15 protein-coding genes are annotated in these 17,065 nt (G+C 41.0%); 11 read left to right on the top strand and 4 right to left on the bottom strand.

Annotated features, from left to right (window positions below; genetic code table 11):
- Positions 1-20: 20 nt before the first annotated feature.
- Positions 21-1,412, bottom strand: a complete 1,392-nt coding sequence (gene mdtD / locus CYK47_RS07765) for a multidrug transporter subunit MdtD (protein WP_122900491.1) — start codon at positions 1,410-1,412, stop codon at positions 21-23.
- A 247-nt stretch (positions 1,413-1,659) separates the two neighbouring features.
- Between mdtD and CYK47_RS07760 the strand changes: the two genes are divergently transcribed.
- Positions 1,660-2,634, top strand: coding sequence for a hypothetical protein (locus CYK47_RS07760; RefSeq protein ID WP_122900489.1), 975 nt, complete (start codon positions 1,660-1,662; stop codon positions 2,632-2,634).
- Positions 2,635-2,677: 43 nt separating this feature from the next.
- On the opposite strand, the gene CYK47_RS07755 is transcribed toward CYK47_RS07760, so the two are convergent.
- On the bottom strand, positions 2,678-3,298 hold the full coding sequence (locus CYK47_RS07755) for an LOG family protein (RefSeq protein WP_122900487.1): 621 nt from the start codon (positions 3,296-3,298) through the stop codon (positions 2,678-2,680).
- Between the two features lie 277 nt (positions 3,299-3,575).
- Between CYK47_RS07755 and CYK47_RS07750 the strand changes: the two genes are divergently transcribed.
- The 6 genes from CYK47_RS07750 (at position 3,576) to CYK47_RS07725 (ending at position 11,998) form a co-directional block, all read left to right on the top strand.
- On the top strand, positions 3,576-5,147 hold the full coding sequence (locus CYK47_RS07750; protein ID WP_122900484.1) for a TerC family protein: 1,572 nt from the start codon (positions 3,576-3,578) through the stop codon (positions 5,145-5,147).
- Positions 5,148-5,212: 65 nt separating this feature from the next.
- Positions 5,213-5,677: a YchJ family protein gene (locus CYK47_RS07745; RefSeq protein WP_122900482.1), complete on the top strand. Its 465-nt coding sequence runs from the start codon at positions 5,213-5,215 to the stop codon at positions 5,675-5,677.
- Between the two features lie 60 nt (positions 5,678-5,737).
- Entirely contained in the window at positions 5,738-6,382 is a 645-nt protein-coding gene (locus CYK47_RS07740; RefSeq protein WP_122900480.1) for a trimeric intracellular cation channel family protein, read from the top strand.
- Positions 6,383-6,516: 134 nt separating this feature from the next.
- A complete protein-coding gene (gene niaP / locus CYK47_RS07735) occupies positions 6,517-7,836 on the top strand; it encodes a niacin transporter NiaP (protein WP_122900478.1) in 1,320 nt (439 codons plus the stop codon).
- A gap of 125 nt (positions 7,837-7,961) precedes the next feature.
- Positions 7,962-10,181 carry a DNA topoisomerase IV subunit A gene (parC, locus tag CYK47_RS07730; protein WP_122900476.1) on the top strand — a complete coding sequence of 740 codons (2,220 nt, stop codon included), beginning with the start codon at positions 7,962-7,964 and terminating at the stop codon, positions 10,179-10,181.
- A gap of 140 nt (positions 10,182-10,321) precedes the next feature.
- Positions 10,322-11,998, top strand: coding sequence for a long-chain-fatty-acid--CoA ligase (locus CYK47_RS07725; RefSeq protein ID WP_122900475.1), 1,677 nt, complete (start codon positions 10,322-10,324; stop codon positions 11,996-11,998).
- A gap of 26 nt (positions 11,999-12,024) precedes the next feature.
- Here the strand turns inward: CYK47_RS07725 and CYK47_RS07720 are convergent, their stop codons facing one another.
- Positions 12,025-12,408, bottom strand: coding sequence for a hypothetical protein (locus CYK47_RS07720; RefSeq protein WP_122900473.1), 384 nt, complete (start codon positions 12,406-12,408; stop codon positions 12,025-12,027).
- Positions 12,409-12,500: 92 nt separating this feature from the next.
- On the opposite strand from CYK47_RS07720, the gene CYK47_RS07715 reads away from it, so the two are divergent.
- Together CYK47_RS07715 and ppa are read left to right on the top strand one after the other, a co-directional pair.
- Positions 12,501-12,905 (top strand): MAPEG family protein, encoded by a 405-nt coding sequence (locus CYK47_RS07715; protein WP_122900471.1) that lies wholly within the window; start codon positions 12,501-12,503, stop codon positions 12,903-12,905.
- A gap of 95 nt (positions 12,906-13,000) precedes the next feature.
- Positions 13,001-13,537 (top strand): inorganic diphosphatase, encoded by a 537-nt coding sequence (gene ppa, locus CYK47_RS07710; protein WP_122900469.1) that lies wholly within the window; start codon positions 13,001-13,003, stop codon positions 13,535-13,537.
- Between the two features lie 77 nt (positions 13,538-13,614).
- On the opposite strand, the gene CYK47_RS07705 is transcribed toward ppa, so the two are convergent.
- A complete protein-coding gene (locus CYK47_RS07705; protein ID WP_122900467.1) occupies positions 13,615-14,910 on the bottom strand; it encodes an OprD family outer membrane porin in 1,296 nt (431 codons plus the stop codon).
- A 315-nt stretch (positions 14,911-15,225) separates the two neighbouring features.
- On the opposite strand from CYK47_RS07705, the gene CYK47_RS07700 reads away from it, so the two are divergent.
- Positions 15,226-15,993 carry a TorF family putative porin gene (locus tag CYK47_RS07700; protein ID WP_122900465.1) on the top strand — a complete coding sequence of 256 codons (768 nt, stop codon included), beginning with the start codon at positions 15,226-15,228 and terminating at the stop codon, positions 15,991-15,993.
- 306 nt (positions 15,994-16,299) lie between these two features.
- Positions 16,300-17,061, top strand: coding sequence for a TorF family putative porin (locus CYK47_RS07695; RefSeq protein WP_122900463.1), 762 nt, complete (start codon positions 16,300-16,302; stop codon positions 17,059-17,061).
- Positions 17,062-17,065: the final 4 nt, after the last annotated feature.

The raw sequence follows: 17,065 nt of genomic DNA, 5'->3' as shown, positions 1-17,065 counted from the left end.
ATCTTCATGATCATACTCCACTATGCTGTGGTGTTTTTAGGAATCTGCCAAAAAATTGCCGCAGCAATAATATTTATTAAACCTAAGCAAATCAGGCTAAAATGAAAGGCAGATTCAATTTGGGCTGCGCCTAAATAGCCAGTAAATACATTAATTAAACTCCCCGCTAAAGCCACACCAATACTCATGGCCAGCATCATAATCATTGATAAAAAGCTGTTACCACTGCTGGCATCTTGTTGTGATAAATCCTTTAAGGTTAAGGTGTTCATCGCCACAAATTGTAAAGAATTGAGTAAACCAAAGATAAAGAAATGCAAGGCACGTAACCAAAGTGGCATGTCAGCGCTGGTCAGGGCAAAACTGGCAATACAAGCGCCCACCAATAACGTATTGATGATTAGAAAACGACGATAACCTAACCACTGTATCAGTTTACGAATCATGGGCTTAGATGCCAAAGAACCCAGTACGGTTGGAATCATCAGTAGACCTGTGGTAAAGGCGTCAAAGCCAAACACCACTTGCAGCATGAGCGGTAAAATAAATGGAATTGCATTACCGCCTAACCGGGCAAAGCTGTTGCCTAAGATACCAATGGTAAATATACGATGAGCAAATAATGTGCTGCGGAATAAAGCATTGTGATGACTATGTGCATGATAAGCGTAGCCAGCCATTGCCAGCATACTCATCACGATTAAGCCCAACGATAGAGATACAGATTGTTCTGGTTTAGCAAAGTTTTCGATGCCCAATGATAAGCCAACCATAGCCACAAACAACATCATAAAGCCACTCAAATCAAAACTCTTGACTTGGCTCTCGCGAATATTTGGCATGACTTTGTAGGTCATCCATGCACCCAAGATTCCCATGGGTAAGTTAATCAAAAAAATCCATTGCCATGACGCATGTTCGACCATCCAACCGCCTAAAGTCGGTCCCATCAGTGGGCCTAACAAGCCTGCCAAACTCATCAAGCTCATGGCAGATAAAAACTGATGACGTGGGATGATTTTTAGCATCGCTAAACGACCGACTGGCATGAGCAGTGCTCCGCCAACCCCTTGTAATACCCGATACATAATTAGCTCATTTAAGCTGCTAGACAATGCGCAGCCCAATGAGGCGAGGGTAAAAATTACAATTGCAGCAAAATAAATATTACGTACCCCAAAACGATCTGCCAACCAACCACTTAAGGGAATACATGCCGCCACTGATAATACATAAGCCACCACAACACTATGCATTTGCAAGGGATCTTGTTGCAAATGACTGGCAATGCTTGGCAGGGCGGTATTAATAATTGTGGTATCTAAGCCCTGCATAAAAAAGCCAATAGAAACCAACAGAACCAATAGGCGAAATTCAGGTTGTAAGGCTTGATGAACAGCAGTTTGACTCATAGGGCATAGAGATTAAATATTTTGCTTTTAGTGTAATAGAAGATCATCAGAAAAACTGTAAAGAAGCGCGGCTTAAGGCAAGTGATAAACATGCTTTGTCACAATATTTCACTGCATGTTTGATATTGTTTTTTCTAAGATTATTGAGTTATAGCTTAAATCAATTGTAAAAACTTCTCAATGTTCATGAAAGTGTCATAAAAACGCCATAACATCGCAACAAATTTATGATCTAGCATTTTTTGTTATGACAATTGAGATATTAATGGTTATTGGCTTCTGTTTAGCAGCCTATTCCATTGTCGGAAATGATGTGCCACAAACTTTAGGTACGTTTCTTTCATCTAACTCCCATCGTCCATGGTGGGTACTGTGGATTTTTATTAGCAGTATCTTGGTGGTGGTATTAATGTACGGCTGGTATGCATCAGGCGTAGGTGATGCCTCATATGGTCGATTAGAAACCATTCCATTCCCTGAGGGTGGGATTACTTGGCTGTATATTGTACCGCCAATTTTATTATTACTTTTAACCAAATATGGTATTCCAGTGAGTACCACATTCTTGGTGCTGACCATTTTCTCACCTGCGAGCTTAGGTTCGATGATGGTGAAATCGATGATGGGTTATGCGGTAGCTTTTATTACGGCATTGATTATCTATCGTTTTGTTGCCAACAAAATGACGGTGTACTTTAACAAGACCAAAGATCAAGAACATTCAACTAAATGGATGGTATTGCAATGGTTAGCGACCGCATTCTTGTGGAGCCAATGGCTGATTCAAGATTTGGCCAATATCTTTGTGTATGTACCGCGTCAAGTACCATTTGAATTCTTAATATTTGCAATTATAGTATTTGTGGTGTTGCTTGGTATTATCTTATATCAACGTGGTGGTGCAATCCAAAAAATTGTAGATACCAAAACCGATGTTAATGATGTACGCGCAGCCACCATCGTAGACTTTATTTATGCGATTATCTTATTGGTATTCAAAGAGTGGAGTAATATTCCAATGAGTACCACATGGGTATTCTTAGGTTTATTGGCTGGTCGTGAGTTCGCAATTTCAATGATCGTTAATGGAGTGAGTAAATACCGTACTTCACGTAACGTAAGTAAAGATGCGATGAAGTTAATGTTTGGTTTAGCGATGTCGGTTATTTTAGCTACGACCTTACCTTGGTTTTACAATACTGTAACTGCACTAGCGTCATAATCGAATTTAAAAAAAGCGAGCACAATGCTCGCTTTTTTTATGCCTAAATGGCGACATGTGGAGGCGTACTTAGATTGTTGAGCGCATTATAGATTTGCTGTACATCATCACATATGATCAGTTTAGCGCGGTGCTGAGGCGGTAAAAATCCTTCTACTACTGCATGATCCAGCTGAGCAATTAAATGATCATAAAAACCGTTGACGTTATACAGCATCATTGGTTTTTGATGTTGATTTAGTTGTCCCCAAGTGGCGACTTCTAAAATTTCTTCAAAAGTGCCTAAACCGCCAGGTAGAGCAACAAAGGCGCTGGCACGCGCTGCCATTAAGGCTTTACGTTCATGCATACTTTTCACGATATGCAGTTCAGTTAATTGATTATGGGCACGTTCATAATCTAACATAAATTCAGGAATCACCCCCACCGCTTCACCGCCGTGTTGAATAATGCTATCGGCAACTTGGCCCATGAGACCAATACTGGCACCGCCATACACTAAGCCAAAACCATGTTGGGCTAAACCTTGCGCCAGTTCAATTGCAGTCTGTAAGTAAAGTGGGTTATTGCCTACGCGTGAGCCGCAATACAAAGCAATTAAAGGTTGGGTAGTTTGAATGTGGACAGGGTTTAATTGTTTTGGCATTTTTACTTCGCTATTCATCTTTTTTCTTCACCTTAGCATTTTCTTATTGTTCACTCTAGTTTATGCAATAAATATGACAATTCATCGAAAATGTAGTTTTAGATACAAAATCATCACTAAAATCATCCTGTGATAAAAAAGATGAATTTCGATGTAATCTTGCCTATACTGAAATTCTGTTTAACAACACAGCAATTGATATGAGTAGTGGTAGTGATGGGTATCGCTCCGAGAAAATAAATGATTATTTTTTGAATCCGCATAACAATAAGTTTAAGGTGCAGGAGTATCAGCCATGATTTTTGAATGGATGTCTGATCCTGCTGCATGGGTCGGACTAGCAACATTAATTATTTTAGAAATCGTCTTAGGGATTGATAACTTAGTTTTTATTGCCATCTTGGCAGAAAAACTTCCTCCAGAGCAGCGTAATACCGCGCGTATTTTAGGCTTGATGCTTGCCCTATGTATGCGCTTGATTTTACTTGCTTCGATTGCTTGGGTCGTTACGCTCACTGCACCATTATTCTCTGTACTTGGACATGCGTTTTCAGGACGTGACCTGATTATGCTCTTTGGTGGGGTGTTCTTACTGTTTAAGGGCACGATGGAATTGCGCGAGCGCCTCGAGAGCAAGCCCATTCAAAAAGAAGAAAATCCAGTACATGCGGTATTCTGGATGGTGATTGTACAGATTGTGGTGCTGGATGCCGTATTCTCACTGGATAGTGTGATTACCGCCGTGGGCATGGTCAAAGAGCTTTCGGTGATGATGTTGGCGGTGATTATTGCCATGATCATTATGCTATGGGCATCTAAGGCCTTAATGGACTTTGTTAATAAGCATCCAACCGTGGTGATTTTATGCCTATGCTTCTTGATGATGATTGGTTTTTCCTTGTTGGTGGAAGGCTTTGGTTTCCATATTCCAAAAGGCTATTTATATGCCGCAATTGGTTTCTCGGTATTGATTGAGTTCTTAAACCAATTGATGCGTCGTAACCAAGAAAAATTGGTGACAACCACAGATCTACGTTATCGCACTGCCTCCGCGGTCATGCGTATGTTGGGGGGTAAAAGCGTTGAAAATCCACATAACGATGATGTGTTAGCAACTCGTGCCTTTGCTGATGAAGTGTTTGATGAAGAAAATGGTGTTTACCACAGTGTAATGGTACAAGGGGTGCTGGGTTTATCGGAACGTCCTGTTAAATCGGTGATGACGCCACGACCTGAACTGGAATGGTTAGATTTAGATGCCAGTTCTGCTGATCTTAAAGCGCAATTGCTCGATATTACTCATTCACGGGTGATTGTGGCGCATGGTGAACTTGATAACATTGCTGGTGTGGTACTGACCCATAAAGTGCTGAATGAATACGTTGAAACTGGTGTACTGGATTTTGCCAAGCATTTACGCGAACCCTTAATTGTGCATGAAAATGCGCAAGTGTTGATGGTGATGGAACAGCTACGTCAAGCTCCTTTACAAATGGCAATTGTATTAAATGAATATGGCTCCATTGAAGGGATTGCCACGCCAATTGATGTGTTGGAGGCGATTGCAGGTGAATTCCCTGATGAAGATGAGCTAGAAACTGCAGCAGAGAGTCTAGAAGATGGTACTTTGATGCTAGATGGTTCAACCGATATTCGTCACGTTTCGTTATTGTTAGGGCGCGATTTAGTCGATGAAGCAGAAGAGTATTCAACGCTATCGGGTTATATCCTGTTCCATTTAGGCCGTTTGCCACAAAATGGTGAAAAACTCAAAGCGGATGAGCATATCTTTGAAGTGGTGACGATGGATGGGCACAAAATTGAAAAAGTGCATATCATTCAAAATCCAAAGCCAAATCAACACTAAGCATTTCTTCGCCTAGATTCAGGTTAAAATAGCTCGCATTGTCGAGCTATTTTTTTTGAGAAATCATGTGTAATTCATGTCCTTGTGGCAGCTCTGAGTACAGTAGCTGCTGTCAGCCCTTACATTTAGGGCAAAGTGTGGCACAAAGCGCTGAGCAATTGATGCGTTCACGCTATAGCGCTTTTGCCAAACAGCACATTGACTACATTGTCAAAACCACCGCGTTATTACAGCAACAGCATTTGGATGTGCCTGCCATTGCCGATTGGAGCAAAGCCAATCAATGGCTGAAACTTGAAGTGCTACAAGCCCAAGAAAAGCTTGATAAAAACCACGCGCAAGTCGAATTTAAAGCCCATTATCATGATGGTAGCCAAGCGCATGTGCATCATGAAGTTTCCCATTTTGTGAAGCATGACGGGCTATGGTATTTCCTAGACCCTACCAACGAGGTGTTTCCAACCATGAAACAAGCTTGTGTGTGTGGATCGGGCAAAAAATTTAAGCAATGTTGCGCACAATTTTTGTAACTTTTCCGATAATTTGGCTTAGAATAGCGCGCACGAATTAGCCGATTTAGGTTCTAGGCGATGTTACTTACCGTTATTTATATTATTGCAATTACGGCTGAAGCGATGACAGGTGCGTTATCAGCGGGTCGGCGTAGTATGGATTGGTTTGGTGTGGTGATTATTGCCTGTGTAACTGCTTTAGGTGGTGGTTCGGTGCGCGACGTGCTACTTGGGCATTATCCATTAACCTGGGTCAAACATCCTGAATATCTGGTGCTGACCTGCGCTGCGGCATTTTTTACCATTATGATCGCCAAATGGATGCGCCATTTACGTTCGGTGTTTTTATTACTCGATGCCTTAGGCTTAATTGGCTTTACCATTATTGGTTGCCAAATTGCATTAGAGATGGGACACGGTTTTGTGGTCTCTGCGGTAGCTGGGGTACTGACGGGTGTATCTGGTGGTATTTTACGTGATATTTTATGTAATGATGTGCCACTCGTATTCCGCCGTGAACTATATGCCAGCATTTCCTTTGTCGCAGTGATTTGTTATTGGTTATGTTTAAAGATTGGTTTATCGCTTGAAATTACTGTGATTGCCACTTTAGTGTTTGGTTTCTCACTGCGTTGTATCGCGATTTACTTTGGCTTAGAAATGCCTAAATTTATTTATAAAGAAGATGACGAACAATCGGCATCTTCTAAAGACGCTTCATAAATCACTTCATAATAAACAGCCACCTGATTGAAAATTGCGGATATTTTAAGCAATTTAGCGTATAACAAAAGGCACAAGCATAAATCCTGTTGTGAAAGCAGCATGCTTCCTTTCACCAAATCAGAGATCTTGTTATGGATTTAGTCTCTCGGATTCAACGCTTACCGATTGGTAAGTTTCACTATACCTTGTTATGGGTGATCGGACTCGGTTGGATGTTCGACGCCATGGACACAGGTTTAATCTCCTTTATTTTAGCCAAAATGTCAGAAGACTGGGCCATGACTCCCACCGAAAAAGGTTGGGTGGTTTCAATTGGCTTTGTCGGGATGGCGATTGGCGCGGTGTGCTCTGGCGCGATGGCAGATCGCATTGGGCGTAAAACCGTTTTTGCCACTACCTTAGTGATTTATAGCTTAGCCACCGCAGCTTGTGCTTTTGCACCCAACTTAACGTGGTTATTGGTGTTTCGCTTTGTGGTGGGTTTAGGTTTAGGCGGTCAGTTACCTGTAGCAGTCACATTGGTGAGTGAATATATTCCGGCGCATGTGCGTGGTCGTTTTATCGTCCTGCTTGAAAGCTTTTGGGGCTTAGGTTGGCTGTGTGCTGCACTCGTGGCGTATCTTGTGATTCCAAAATTTGATTGGCATATGGCATTTTTAATTGGTGGTCTGCCTGCGCTATATGCCATTGTGATTTGGAAGATGGTGCCTGAATCCATTCCGTATTTAATCAATCGTGGTCGCATTGAAGAAGCACATCGCTTGGTGCAAAGCATTGAGCGTCAATGCGGTGTAGAGGTGATTGATAAAATTGAAGTCCAACAAGTCTCTGATCAAAAAGACATTTCATTTAAGCAATTATGGTCAGGCGTATTCGCACGTCGTACTTTAATGCTGTGGCTGATTTGGTTTGGGATTGTGTATTCGTACTACGGCATCTTTACATGGTTGCCAAGCCTGTTGGTTAAACAAGGCTATAGCATCGTGCAATCCTTTGAATATGTCTTAGTCATGATTTTAGCCCAACTTCCGGGTTACATTGTGGCAGCATGGTTGGTGGAATGGTGGGGACGTAAAGCCACTTTGGCGGTCTTTATTGGCATGTGCGCAATTTCGGCTTACTTCTTTGGTCAAGCCTATAGTGTGGCTTTGATTATGCTATGGGGCTGTTTACTGTCTTTCTTCAATTTAGGTGCTTGGGGTGTGTTATATACCTATACACCAGAGCAGTATCCAACCAATATTCGTGCCTTTGGCTCGGGTTGGGCAGGTGCCATTGGTCGTATTGGCGGTATTGTTGCGCCTATGGTGGTGACGCACTTAATGGTCAAAGACAACGGCTTTAGTTATGTCTTTATGATGTTTACTGCGGTATTAGTCGCAGTGGCATTGGTAATTTTGGTCTTAGGTGAAGAAACCAAGGGCCGTACTTTAGAATCAATTTCTAAGTAAATAAAAACAAGATGCTTGAATAAGCGTCATGAAATGTCGCAGATGTATTTCTGATTAGGTTTCATCTGCGACATCGCATTATAATTCAAACAGACAAAAACACGATTTTAGGACTATAGGTTGTTATGACAAGCCTTGCGCATCATGCGACAGAAAACCGCTCAGTAGCAGAATTTACCGAACAAGCTTATTTAAACTATGCCATGTACGTGATTATGGATCGTGCATTGCCGCATATTAGTGACGGTTTAAAACCGGTACAACGCCGTATTGTGTATGCCATGAGTGAACTTGGGTTGAAGCCAACCGGCAAACCGAAGAAATCTGCGCGTACCGTGGGTGATGTGTTGGGTAAATACCATCCGCATGGTGACTCTGCCTGTTATGAAGCGATGGTACTGATGGCACAGCCATTTAGCTATCGTTATCCATTTATTGAGGGGCAAGGCAACTGGGGTTCACCTGACGATCCAAAATCTTTCGCAGCGATGCGTTATACCGAAGCTAAATTGTCGGCATATAGTGATTTGTTATTGTCGGAATTGGGTCAAGGTACCTGTGATTGGCAAGATAACTTTGATGGTTCAATGAAAGAACCAGTGAATTTACCTGCGCGTGTGCCTAATATTTTAATGAATGGTACGACAGGGATTGCGGTGGGTATGGCCACGGATATTCCACCGCATAACTTACGTGAAGTAGTCAAAGGCACCATTGCGTTAATTCGTAATCCAAATTTAACCGATGAAAAAGTGGCTGAGTTTATTCCTGCACCGGATTTACCAACCAAAGCCGAAATTGTCACTTCGCCTGAAGATTTACTTAAAATTCAAACCACAGGTCGCGGTAGCTACAAAGTACGCGCCGTGTATACGGTGGATAAAAATGAAATCATCATTACTGATCTGCCGTATCAAGTCTCAGGTTCTAAAGTCATTACTCAAATTGCCGATCAAATGCAGGCCAAAAAACTGCCATTGGTTAGCGATATTCGTGATGAATCAGATCATCAAAATCCAACCCGTATTGTGATTGTGCTGCGTTCAAATCGTATTGATGCTGAAGCCGTGATGAGCCATTTATTTGCCACCACCGACTTAGAATCAAGTTATCGCGTTAACTTAAATATGATTGGTGCGGATGGCCGTCCGCAAGTGAAATCCATTCGTCGTATCTTGTTGGAATGGATTGAAATTCGTAAAGCAACCGTAACGCGTCGTCTGAATTACCATTTAAGCAAAATCGAAAAACGCCTGCATATTTTAGGCGGTTTATTGGTGGCATATTTAAATGTCGATGAAGTGATTCGCATCATCCGTGAAGAAGATCAGCCCAAAGATGTGTTAATGGCAAAATTTGGCATTGATGAAATTCAAGCCGATGCCATTTTAGATTTAAAGCTGCGTCATTTAGCCAAGCTTGAAGAGCAAAATATTCGCGCAGAACAAGAAGATTTAGAAGCCAAAGCAGCGGTGATTCGTGAGCAATTGGCGAATCCCGATTCACTGAAAAACTTAATTATTGGTGAATTAAAAGAAGACGCGAAAAAATTTGGCGATGTACGTCGTTCGCCAATTGTAGAGCGTAAAGAAGCTGCTGCAATTAACGAACAAGATATGCTGCCTGCTGACCCTGTGACTGTGGTGATTTCAGAAGCGGGTTGGGTGCGCTGTGCCAAAGGCCATGATGTTGATGTGGAAAATCTAAACTTCCGTGCGGGTGATCAATACTTAAGTCATGCACAAGGTAAATCAAACCAACGTGCTTATATCCTTGATGAAGCAGGGCGTAGTTATGCGCTTGCGATTAATCAATTACCATCGGCGCGTGGTTTTGGTGAACCCTTAAGTTCAAAGCTCAGTCCAGCAAATGGCATTGGCTTTAAACAAGTCTTTATTGCTGAAGATGATGCAGAAATTCTTGTACTCAGCAGCAAAGGTTTTGGTTTTAAAACCCAAGCAAAACAACTCGATACCAGCGCTAAAGCGGGTAAAGCCTTCTTAACCTTACCAGAAAATAGCCATGTGTTACAGATTCAAGCCATTGAGCAGTTTAGCCATGTCGCGGTATTAACTTCAGGTGGTAGAGTAGCGGTAATTGATCTGGCAGAATTACCAATTCTGAACAAAGGTAAGGGCAATAAGCTGATACAACTAGAGGAACAAGAGCAACTGTTATCTGTGGAACTGCTTAATTTAGATGAAGTAATTCATGTGCTTGCAGGGCAGCAACAGTTAAAGCTTAAGGGTGATGATTTACTCAAATACCTAGGCAAGCGTGCGTCAAAAGGGCAACTTTTACCGCGTGGTTATCAGAAAGCCAGTAAACTGTTCGTTCAAAGATAATGCTGGTATTTTATCCCTGATATCCGTATATACTTGAATCGTGAATATGGAAGCAATGCTGCACATTACACGTAAAACAATTGAGTGCAGCATTGAAAACAAGAGCAAAGACATAAGATGAGTTGGAGATAATTGGGATTATGGAAAAGATCTGGTTGGCTGAGTATCAAAAGACAGGAATTCCTGAAACTGTTGCATTACCATCGGAAAATACATCCTTAGTTGATATTTTTGAGAGTAATTTCCAAAAATTTGGCTCACGCGATGCCTTTATTTTTATGGATAAAGCATTAACTTTTAGCGAGTTAGAAGAAGCAAGCCGTAAGTTTGCTGCTTATTTGCAATCTTTAAACTTAGCCAAAGGTACACGCGTTGCGGTGATGATGCCAAACGTTCTCCAATATCCTGTAGTTGCGCTTGGGGTGTTACGTGCAGGCTTAGTCTTAGTGAATGTCAATCCGCTGTACACCGCGCGTGAACTTGAGCATCAACTCAATGACTCTGGTGCAGAAGTTTTAGTCATTATTGAAAACTTTGCCAACGTGTATCAAAAAATTATGGGTAAAACCCCAGTAAAACATGTGGTTGTGGCTTCGGTTGGCGATATGCTGGGCGTGCTTAAAGGTACCTTAGTCAATTTTGTGTTGCGTTCAGTGCGTAAGCAAATTCCAGCATGGGATATTCCAAACCACGTTAAATTTAATGCAGCAATGGCGAAAGCCAATGCCAGCCAATACAAACGTCCTCATTTAACCTTAAGTGATACCGCTGTATTGCAATATACAGGTGGTACAACAGGGGTATCTAAAGGTGCGGAACTGACCCATCGCAATTTAGTAGCAAACTTACTGCAATGTGACGGGATTTTCCAAAGTAAATTTGGCAACCAAGATGGTGCGCCAGATGATCGTATTTTCTGTGCTTTACCGCTGTATCACATCTTTGCCTTTATGGTGTGTGCCATGTATGGCATGTATAAAGGTCAAGCCAACGTACTCATTCCAAATCCGCGTGATTTACCTGCGGTCATGAAAGAATTACGCAAGTATCAACCGACTTTCTTCCCTGCGGTTAACACCTTATTTAACGCTTTAGTTAATAACGATGAGTTTAAACAACTTGATCATAGCCGTTTAAAAATGGCGATGGGTGGTGGCATGGCTGTGTTGCCATCTACCGCGGAAGCATGGAAAAAAATCACAGGCGTGAATATTGTTGAAGGTTATGGTTTATCGGAAACTTCACCCGTTGCCACAGCCAACCCACCTGCTTCAAATGAGTTTAGTGGTACGATTGGGATTCCATTGCCGCTGACCGAAGTTGCAATTCTAGATGACGATGGCAATAGCTTGGCAATTGGTGAGCAAGGTGAAATTTGTATTCGCGGCCCACAAGTCATGAAAGGCTATTGGAACCGTCCTGATGAAACAGCCAAAGTGATGGTGAATGGTTTCTTCCGCACAGGTGATATTGGTGTGATGGACGAGCGCGGTTATGTCAAAATCGTCGATCGTAAAAAGGACATGATCTTGGTGTCTGGTTTTAACGTCTATCCATCTGAAATTGAAGAAGTGGTTGCCAAACATCCAAAAGTTTTGGAAGTGGCAGCGATTGGTGTGGCGGATGAAAAATCAGGTGAAGTGCCAAAACTATTTGTGGTGAAAAAAGATCCGTCTTTAACCACAGAAGAAGTATTGGCCTTTGCCAAAGAAAACTTAACTGGCTATAAACGTCCACGTTATGTAGAGTTTATGGATGAATTACCAAAATCCAATGTAGGTAAAATCCTACGTAAGGATTTACGTAAATCAGCTTAACAAAAAGCGCCTTGAAGGCGCTTTTTTTATTTTTTCATGAGCCAGCGGTCAATGTAAGGACGACCAATACCAATAATCCATAAGAATAGAATCATGGTGCCACATTGGCGGCCAAAGGCCTCTAAATTAAAACCATTGCTATAACTATACAAATTGTCGGCCAAGCAATACACAATCACAATAGTCGCCCAATGCCAAAGTACTTTACGTTGAATAGCCACCATCCAAAAGGCTAAGGTCATCATGATAATCGTGCCTAAGGTGGAAAGAATATTAAAGTTAGCGCAAATCATGGCCAGTAAAAAAGCCACAACTGGTAAAACGATTTTAAGTACGCCATCAACGCGTTGCTGATGTAATTTTTGCTGCTCGAGGACAGCAAACATTTTCTGTTGTTCTTGATCGTTCATAACCCAACCTAAGTGCAATTGTAGCAAAGGCTCTATTTAACAAAATTGCCATGCTATGATGCAAGCTTAGTGCAACTTGAGAACCAATATACATGCAAAGCATAAGTGGAATTATTTATCTGATTTTAATTGCTTGCTTATTACCCTATGTATTTGCGGTCATTGCAAAAATGGCAGGGGGCTTTCGTGCTCAAGATAACCAAAATCCACGCGAATTTTTAAGTAAAACAAAGGGTTTGGCTGCGCGTGCTCATGCAGTACAACAAAATAGCTTTGAGGGCTTACCTTTATTTATTGCTGCGATCTTAATTGCAGAATATATGGTGCTGCCGCAAAGTATTGTGATGACCTTTGGTATTGCTTATGTGGTGTTACGCATTATCTATGGTCTGTGTTATTTGGCCAATTGGGCAACGCTACGTTCAATCGTGTGGTTTATGGCGTTATCCTGTCCAGTTTTGTTGTTGTTGCTGGTGATTAAGCTGACAGTGGGCTAAAAAATCCTGTCGAGCGGTGTATAATCGCTGCGTGATTGAAAAGCAAAGTCGCTATAATTGCGCTTTGGACAACAGTTTAATTTGAGAGTGATGCTATGAGCTACAGCAACATCCCAGCGGGTAAAGACGCACCAAACGATATCTACGTAATTATTGAAATCCCTGCCAATGCAGCACCAATTAAATACGAAATCGACAAAGATTCTGACGCATTATTTGTAGACCGTTTCATGGGTACTGCAATGTTCTACCCAGCAAACTACGGTTATGTGCCAAACACATTATCACTTGATGGTGACCCATTAGACGTACTTGTTGTGACTCCACACCCAGTTGAACCAGGTTCTGTGATTCGTTGCCGCCCTGTAGGTAAATTAAACATGGAAGACGACGGTGGTGTTGACGCGAAACTTGTTGCTGTGCCACACGACAAATTAACGCCAATCTACAAAGACGTTCAAGAGTATACTGATCTTCCACCTTTATTGATCAGCCAAATCGAACACTTCTTCCAACACTACAAAGACTTAGAGCCAGGCAAATGGGTGAAGTTAAGTGGTTGGGAAGGTGCTGATGTTGCAAAACAAGAAGTATTAAGCTCAATCGCTGCATACGAAGAAGCAAACAAATAATTTTAATTAAATTATTTGAAAATAAAAAACCTGCACACTGTGCAGGTTTTTTTATCGCTGATCAGATGATCCAGAAATTAAAATAATTTCACAGGAATATCTAACCAAATACGCCATTCGTTAGTGTCACCAATGTAATTAGACTGGTAGTTATCGCTGGCACGGTAGTAAGAATGACGTAGACGTAAGCTTGAATCTTTCATTACACCCTTTTGTACCGTGTATTTTACTTGGTTAAAGAATTCGCGTTCTTGTTCGTCATCACTAATCATAGTGCCTGCATTATCAGTTGCTTTAATGTCCCAACCATATACAAATGCAGATGTCCAAGATAAACCAGGTACATTCATTGCGCCAAAGTCATAGCTATATTGCAGTTGTACCGATTTTTCATCGTTACCAATGAAGTCTGATAGGTAAGAGTTTGGCATGTAAATGCTTTGGTGACCATCCGCTACATTTTGACCTAAGCCATAGTCATAACCCACGTTACCCATATTTTGTTGGTAAGCGACCATGACATTGTGTGGGCCTTTGTTATATGTAGTTGCCAAGGCTAGGATCGAGTTTTGGTAATCGTTATCTGCGCCACCAATTTGTGAATAAAGATATTTATTTGCGTCTTTATCCCATTCAGTATGGTAAGCACTAAAATCAACGTTTAACGATGCATCATTTTTTAAGCCGTGAGTATAGTTCACATTGGCGTAATGACGATCTAAACGATCTTCAAGATCTGTACCGTAATAGGCAAGGTTTAAGTCGTCATTGGCTTGATATTTTGCACCCCAAACAATGGCGCTATCTAGTTTGTTGCCATCAGAATTGATTTGATCTGAATATTGGTTTTTGGTGAATTTACCAGCCACTAAAGTTAAGTCTTCAACTTCGTTACTGGTGACCAATAAACCTTCAAAATATTCAGGCACTAAACGTGCTGTATTTGAAGCCAATACAGGGAGGTCAAGCACTTGAGTACCATAAACTGCTGTCGTGTTTGAAACACGCGCTTTCACATACGCACCACCGCGTGCCCAATGGTCATAGGTTGAACCATCGTTATGTTTTGGAATCATGGCGTTACCAGCATTTTTATTTTCGCCCAATTTAAATGAGGCGTCACCAATTACACCCGCACCAAAACCCACTACGCCTTGGGTAAATCCAGAGTCAAGCTTTACGATTGCTGTTTGTGCTGTAGAACTTGTATCGTTCTGTAAGCCATGTTTTTTATCACGGTTTAAGTAACCAGTACGGAATAGAACCGAACCTTCAGCACCTTCAACAAAGCCTTTAGCTTCGCTTTGTTCGCTTGCGTATACAGATGAAATCAATGCAGCTTGGATTAAAACTGCTAAGGTAATTTTTTGCATTGGGAGAGAGCCTCATACAAAATTAGATGGTGATTGGGTCAATATTTGTGGCGAATTGCTAACGGGATTTATAACAATTTGGCTGCAAAATATCATTTTTGTAAACTTTATTTCATTAAAAGTACACAATTGAGCATTAGGATGCGATATTTTTTTTTAACTCAAGCGTCTTAAACTAGCAGTTAAAATTATTTTTTGTTTTTAAAAACATATAGATATGTTTAAAAAATTAGCAAAACTAATGTTGTTTTTTTAGTCATGTACTCATAACACGTTATAATTTGGATAATTTTAAGCAACAAAAAATACAATGTTATGTTAACAATTAAATACAAACCAGTGCTATTGGCTTTAGGTCTAATGGCAACCCCATTAAGTTGGGCAAATGAGGCGACTGCCAAGCAACAAGGCGAAATCTCAGCTGAAATTGGTTTAGTGTCAAAATACATTTATCGTGGCGCTGAAGAAAACGATAAGCTTGCTATACAAGGTGGTATTGAGTATGTACACCCAAGCGGATGGAATGTGGGCTATTGGGGGTCAACTTTAAATTACCAACCTAAAAATGATCGACAGCATGGCTTTGAACATGATTTTTATGTGGGGTATGGACGTGAACTTAACCAAGACTGGAGTTATACCACCCAACTACTGACTTATATTTATCAAGGTGGCGGGACGCTCTATAGTGAAGATGGGGATGAGAAGCGCCGTAGCACAGGACTTGAGTTACTCAACACGCTAAATTATCAAGATCTGAGTTTGGGCTTAGCTGTGATGCTGAGTGATGTTAACTATGCCAATGCAGGTGATGTTTATTTAAGCGCAGCCTATAGTTATCCTTTGCCACAAGATTTTGCGATCAATACTAGCTTAGGTTATGCAATTTATAATAAAAACCGTGACGATGCCCTTGTAACAACCCTAAAAAATGAGCAATTTACCGAAGCACGTTTAGGCTTAAGTAAAGACTTTGCTGACAGTGGTGTTTCTGTTGCGGTAGATTACATTTGGGGTGGACGAGACCGTTACCAACAACGCTTAGATGAGTATGCTGTGTTTGGCATAAACTACAGTTTCTAAGTCAAAAACAGTGCAGCAATCCTGCTAAAGCTGCACTGTTTTTAAACAATTTTTTTGCATCGTGCCCAAATATTTCAATATTAGGTATTTTGCTGCAATCGACTAAGCAAATTTATGATTTTTAATGCAGCTTTTAAAGATAAAAAAATTTTAGATTTAAATTAAAAATAAATATGAAACAAACAATTATTGTATTTTTCATTGCTTAATTTTTTTGGTTTTAACCCGCTTTGGCATAGCAATTGCTAAAGCTGATCTAAGTAACCTAAATGTTTAGATCGATGCCAGATGGGCAGGGGATTATCAATGCAATTCACGACAAAAATATCAGCCGCGTTATTATTCACTCTAGGGGCAAATAGTACTTTTGCTGCTGCGCCAGCGGTATCTGAGCATCAAATTAGCGGTAATATTGCCGTAATTTCTAGCTACTATTTACGTGGTTTAACCAATACGCCAGAAAATGATAAAGCGACTCTTCAAGGTGGTCTAGATTATAGCCATGCTTCTGGTTTTTATGCGGGCTATTGGGGTTCAACCATTGGTTATTCTTTAACAGATTATGACCCAATTGTAGATGACTATACGGGAAGTGATACCTTTGAGCATGATTTCTATCTAGGTTATAACGGTGCAATCAATCAAGATTGGGGTTATAACCTTGGTGCAATTTACTATTATTACTATGAGTCAGATGCCGATGTTGATGCATTGGAAAGTGTCATTGGCTTAAATTACAAAGATTTTAGTCTCAGCGCACAAACGCTGTGGGATGATGTAACTTGGGGTAATACTGGTGATACCTATCTATTGGCTTCTTATAGCCGTCCTTTAGTACGCGATTTTACGTTAAATACCGCTTTAGGTATGTACTACTATAATGATGATACGAGTCAATATTTTGACACGACAGAAGACTTTGCTTTCCGTCATTTTAATGTGGGTTTAAGTCATCCACTCGGTAAGACTGGTGCACAGATGAGTGTCGATTTTATTGTGGGTGGTTATGACCGTGTGGATGAAAAACAAAAAAATAAATTGGTACTCGGCTTAAGCTATAGCTTCTAAGCGT

This window comes from Acinetobacter sp. B51(2017), assembly GCF_003711395.1.
In the GTDB taxonomy this organism is placed as follows: Bacteria; Pseudomonadota; Gammaproteobacteria; order Pseudomonadales; family Moraxellaceae; genus Acinetobacter.
This window is presented reverse-complemented; position numbering and strand designations above follow the sequence as displayed.

Bases quoted from the DNA above. Each gene is read 5' to 3' on its own strand.
- mdtD (WP_122900491.1), bottom strand. From the start codon at position 1,412: ATGAGTCAAACTGCTGTTCATCAAGCCTTACAACCTGAATTTCGCCTA.
- CYK47_RS07760 (WP_122900489.1), top strand. From the start codon at position 1,660: ATGACAATTGAGATATTAATGGTTATTGGCTTCTGTTTAGCAGCCTAT.
- CYK47_RS07755 (WP_122900487.1), bottom strand. From the start codon at position 3,298: ATGAATAGCGAAGTAAAAATGCCAAAACAATTAAACCCTGTCCACATT.
- CYK47_RS07750 (WP_122900484.1), top strand. From the start codon at position 3,576: ATGATTTTTGAATGGATGTCTGATCCTGCTGCATGGGTCGGACTAGCA.
- CYK47_RS07745 (WP_122900482.1), top strand. From the start codon at position 5,213: ATGTGTAATTCATGTCCTTGTGGCAGCTCTGAGTACAGTAGCTGCTGT.
- CYK47_RS07740 (WP_122900480.1), top strand. From the start codon at position 5,738: ATGTTACTTACCGTTATTTATATTATTGCAATTACGGCTGAAGCGATG.
- niaP (WP_122900478.1), top strand. From the start codon at position 6,517: ATGGATTTAGTCTCTCGGATTCAACGCTTACCGATTGGTAAGTTTCAC.
- parC (WP_122900476.1), top strand. From the start codon at position 7,962: ATGACAAGCCTTGCGCATCATGCGACAGAAAACCGCTCAGTAGCAGAA.
- CYK47_RS07725 (WP_122900475.1), top strand. From the start codon at position 10,322: ATGGAAAAGATCTGGTTGGCTGAGTATCAAAAGACAGGAATTCCTGAA.
- CYK47_RS07720 (WP_122900473.1), bottom strand. From the start codon at position 12,408: ATGAACGATCAAGAACAACAGAAAATGTTTGCTGTCCTCGAGCAGCAA.
- CYK47_RS07715 (WP_122900471.1), top strand. From the start codon at position 12,501: ATGCAAAGCATAAGTGGAATTATTTATCTGATTTTAATTGCTTGCTTA.
- ppa (WP_122900469.1), top strand. From the start codon at position 13,001: ATGAGCTACAGCAACATCCCAGCGGGTAAAGACGCACCAAACGATATC.
- CYK47_RS07705 (WP_122900467.1), bottom strand. From the start codon at position 14,910: ATGCAAAAAATTACCTTAGCAGTTTTAATCCAAGCTGCATTGATTTCA.
- CYK47_RS07700 (WP_122900465.1), top strand. From the start codon at position 15,226: ATGTTAACAATTAAATACAAACCAGTGCTATTGGCTTTAGGTCTAATG.
- CYK47_RS07695 (WP_122900463.1), top strand. From the start codon at position 16,300: ATGCAATTCACGACAAAAATATCAGCCGCGTTATTATTCACTCTAGGG.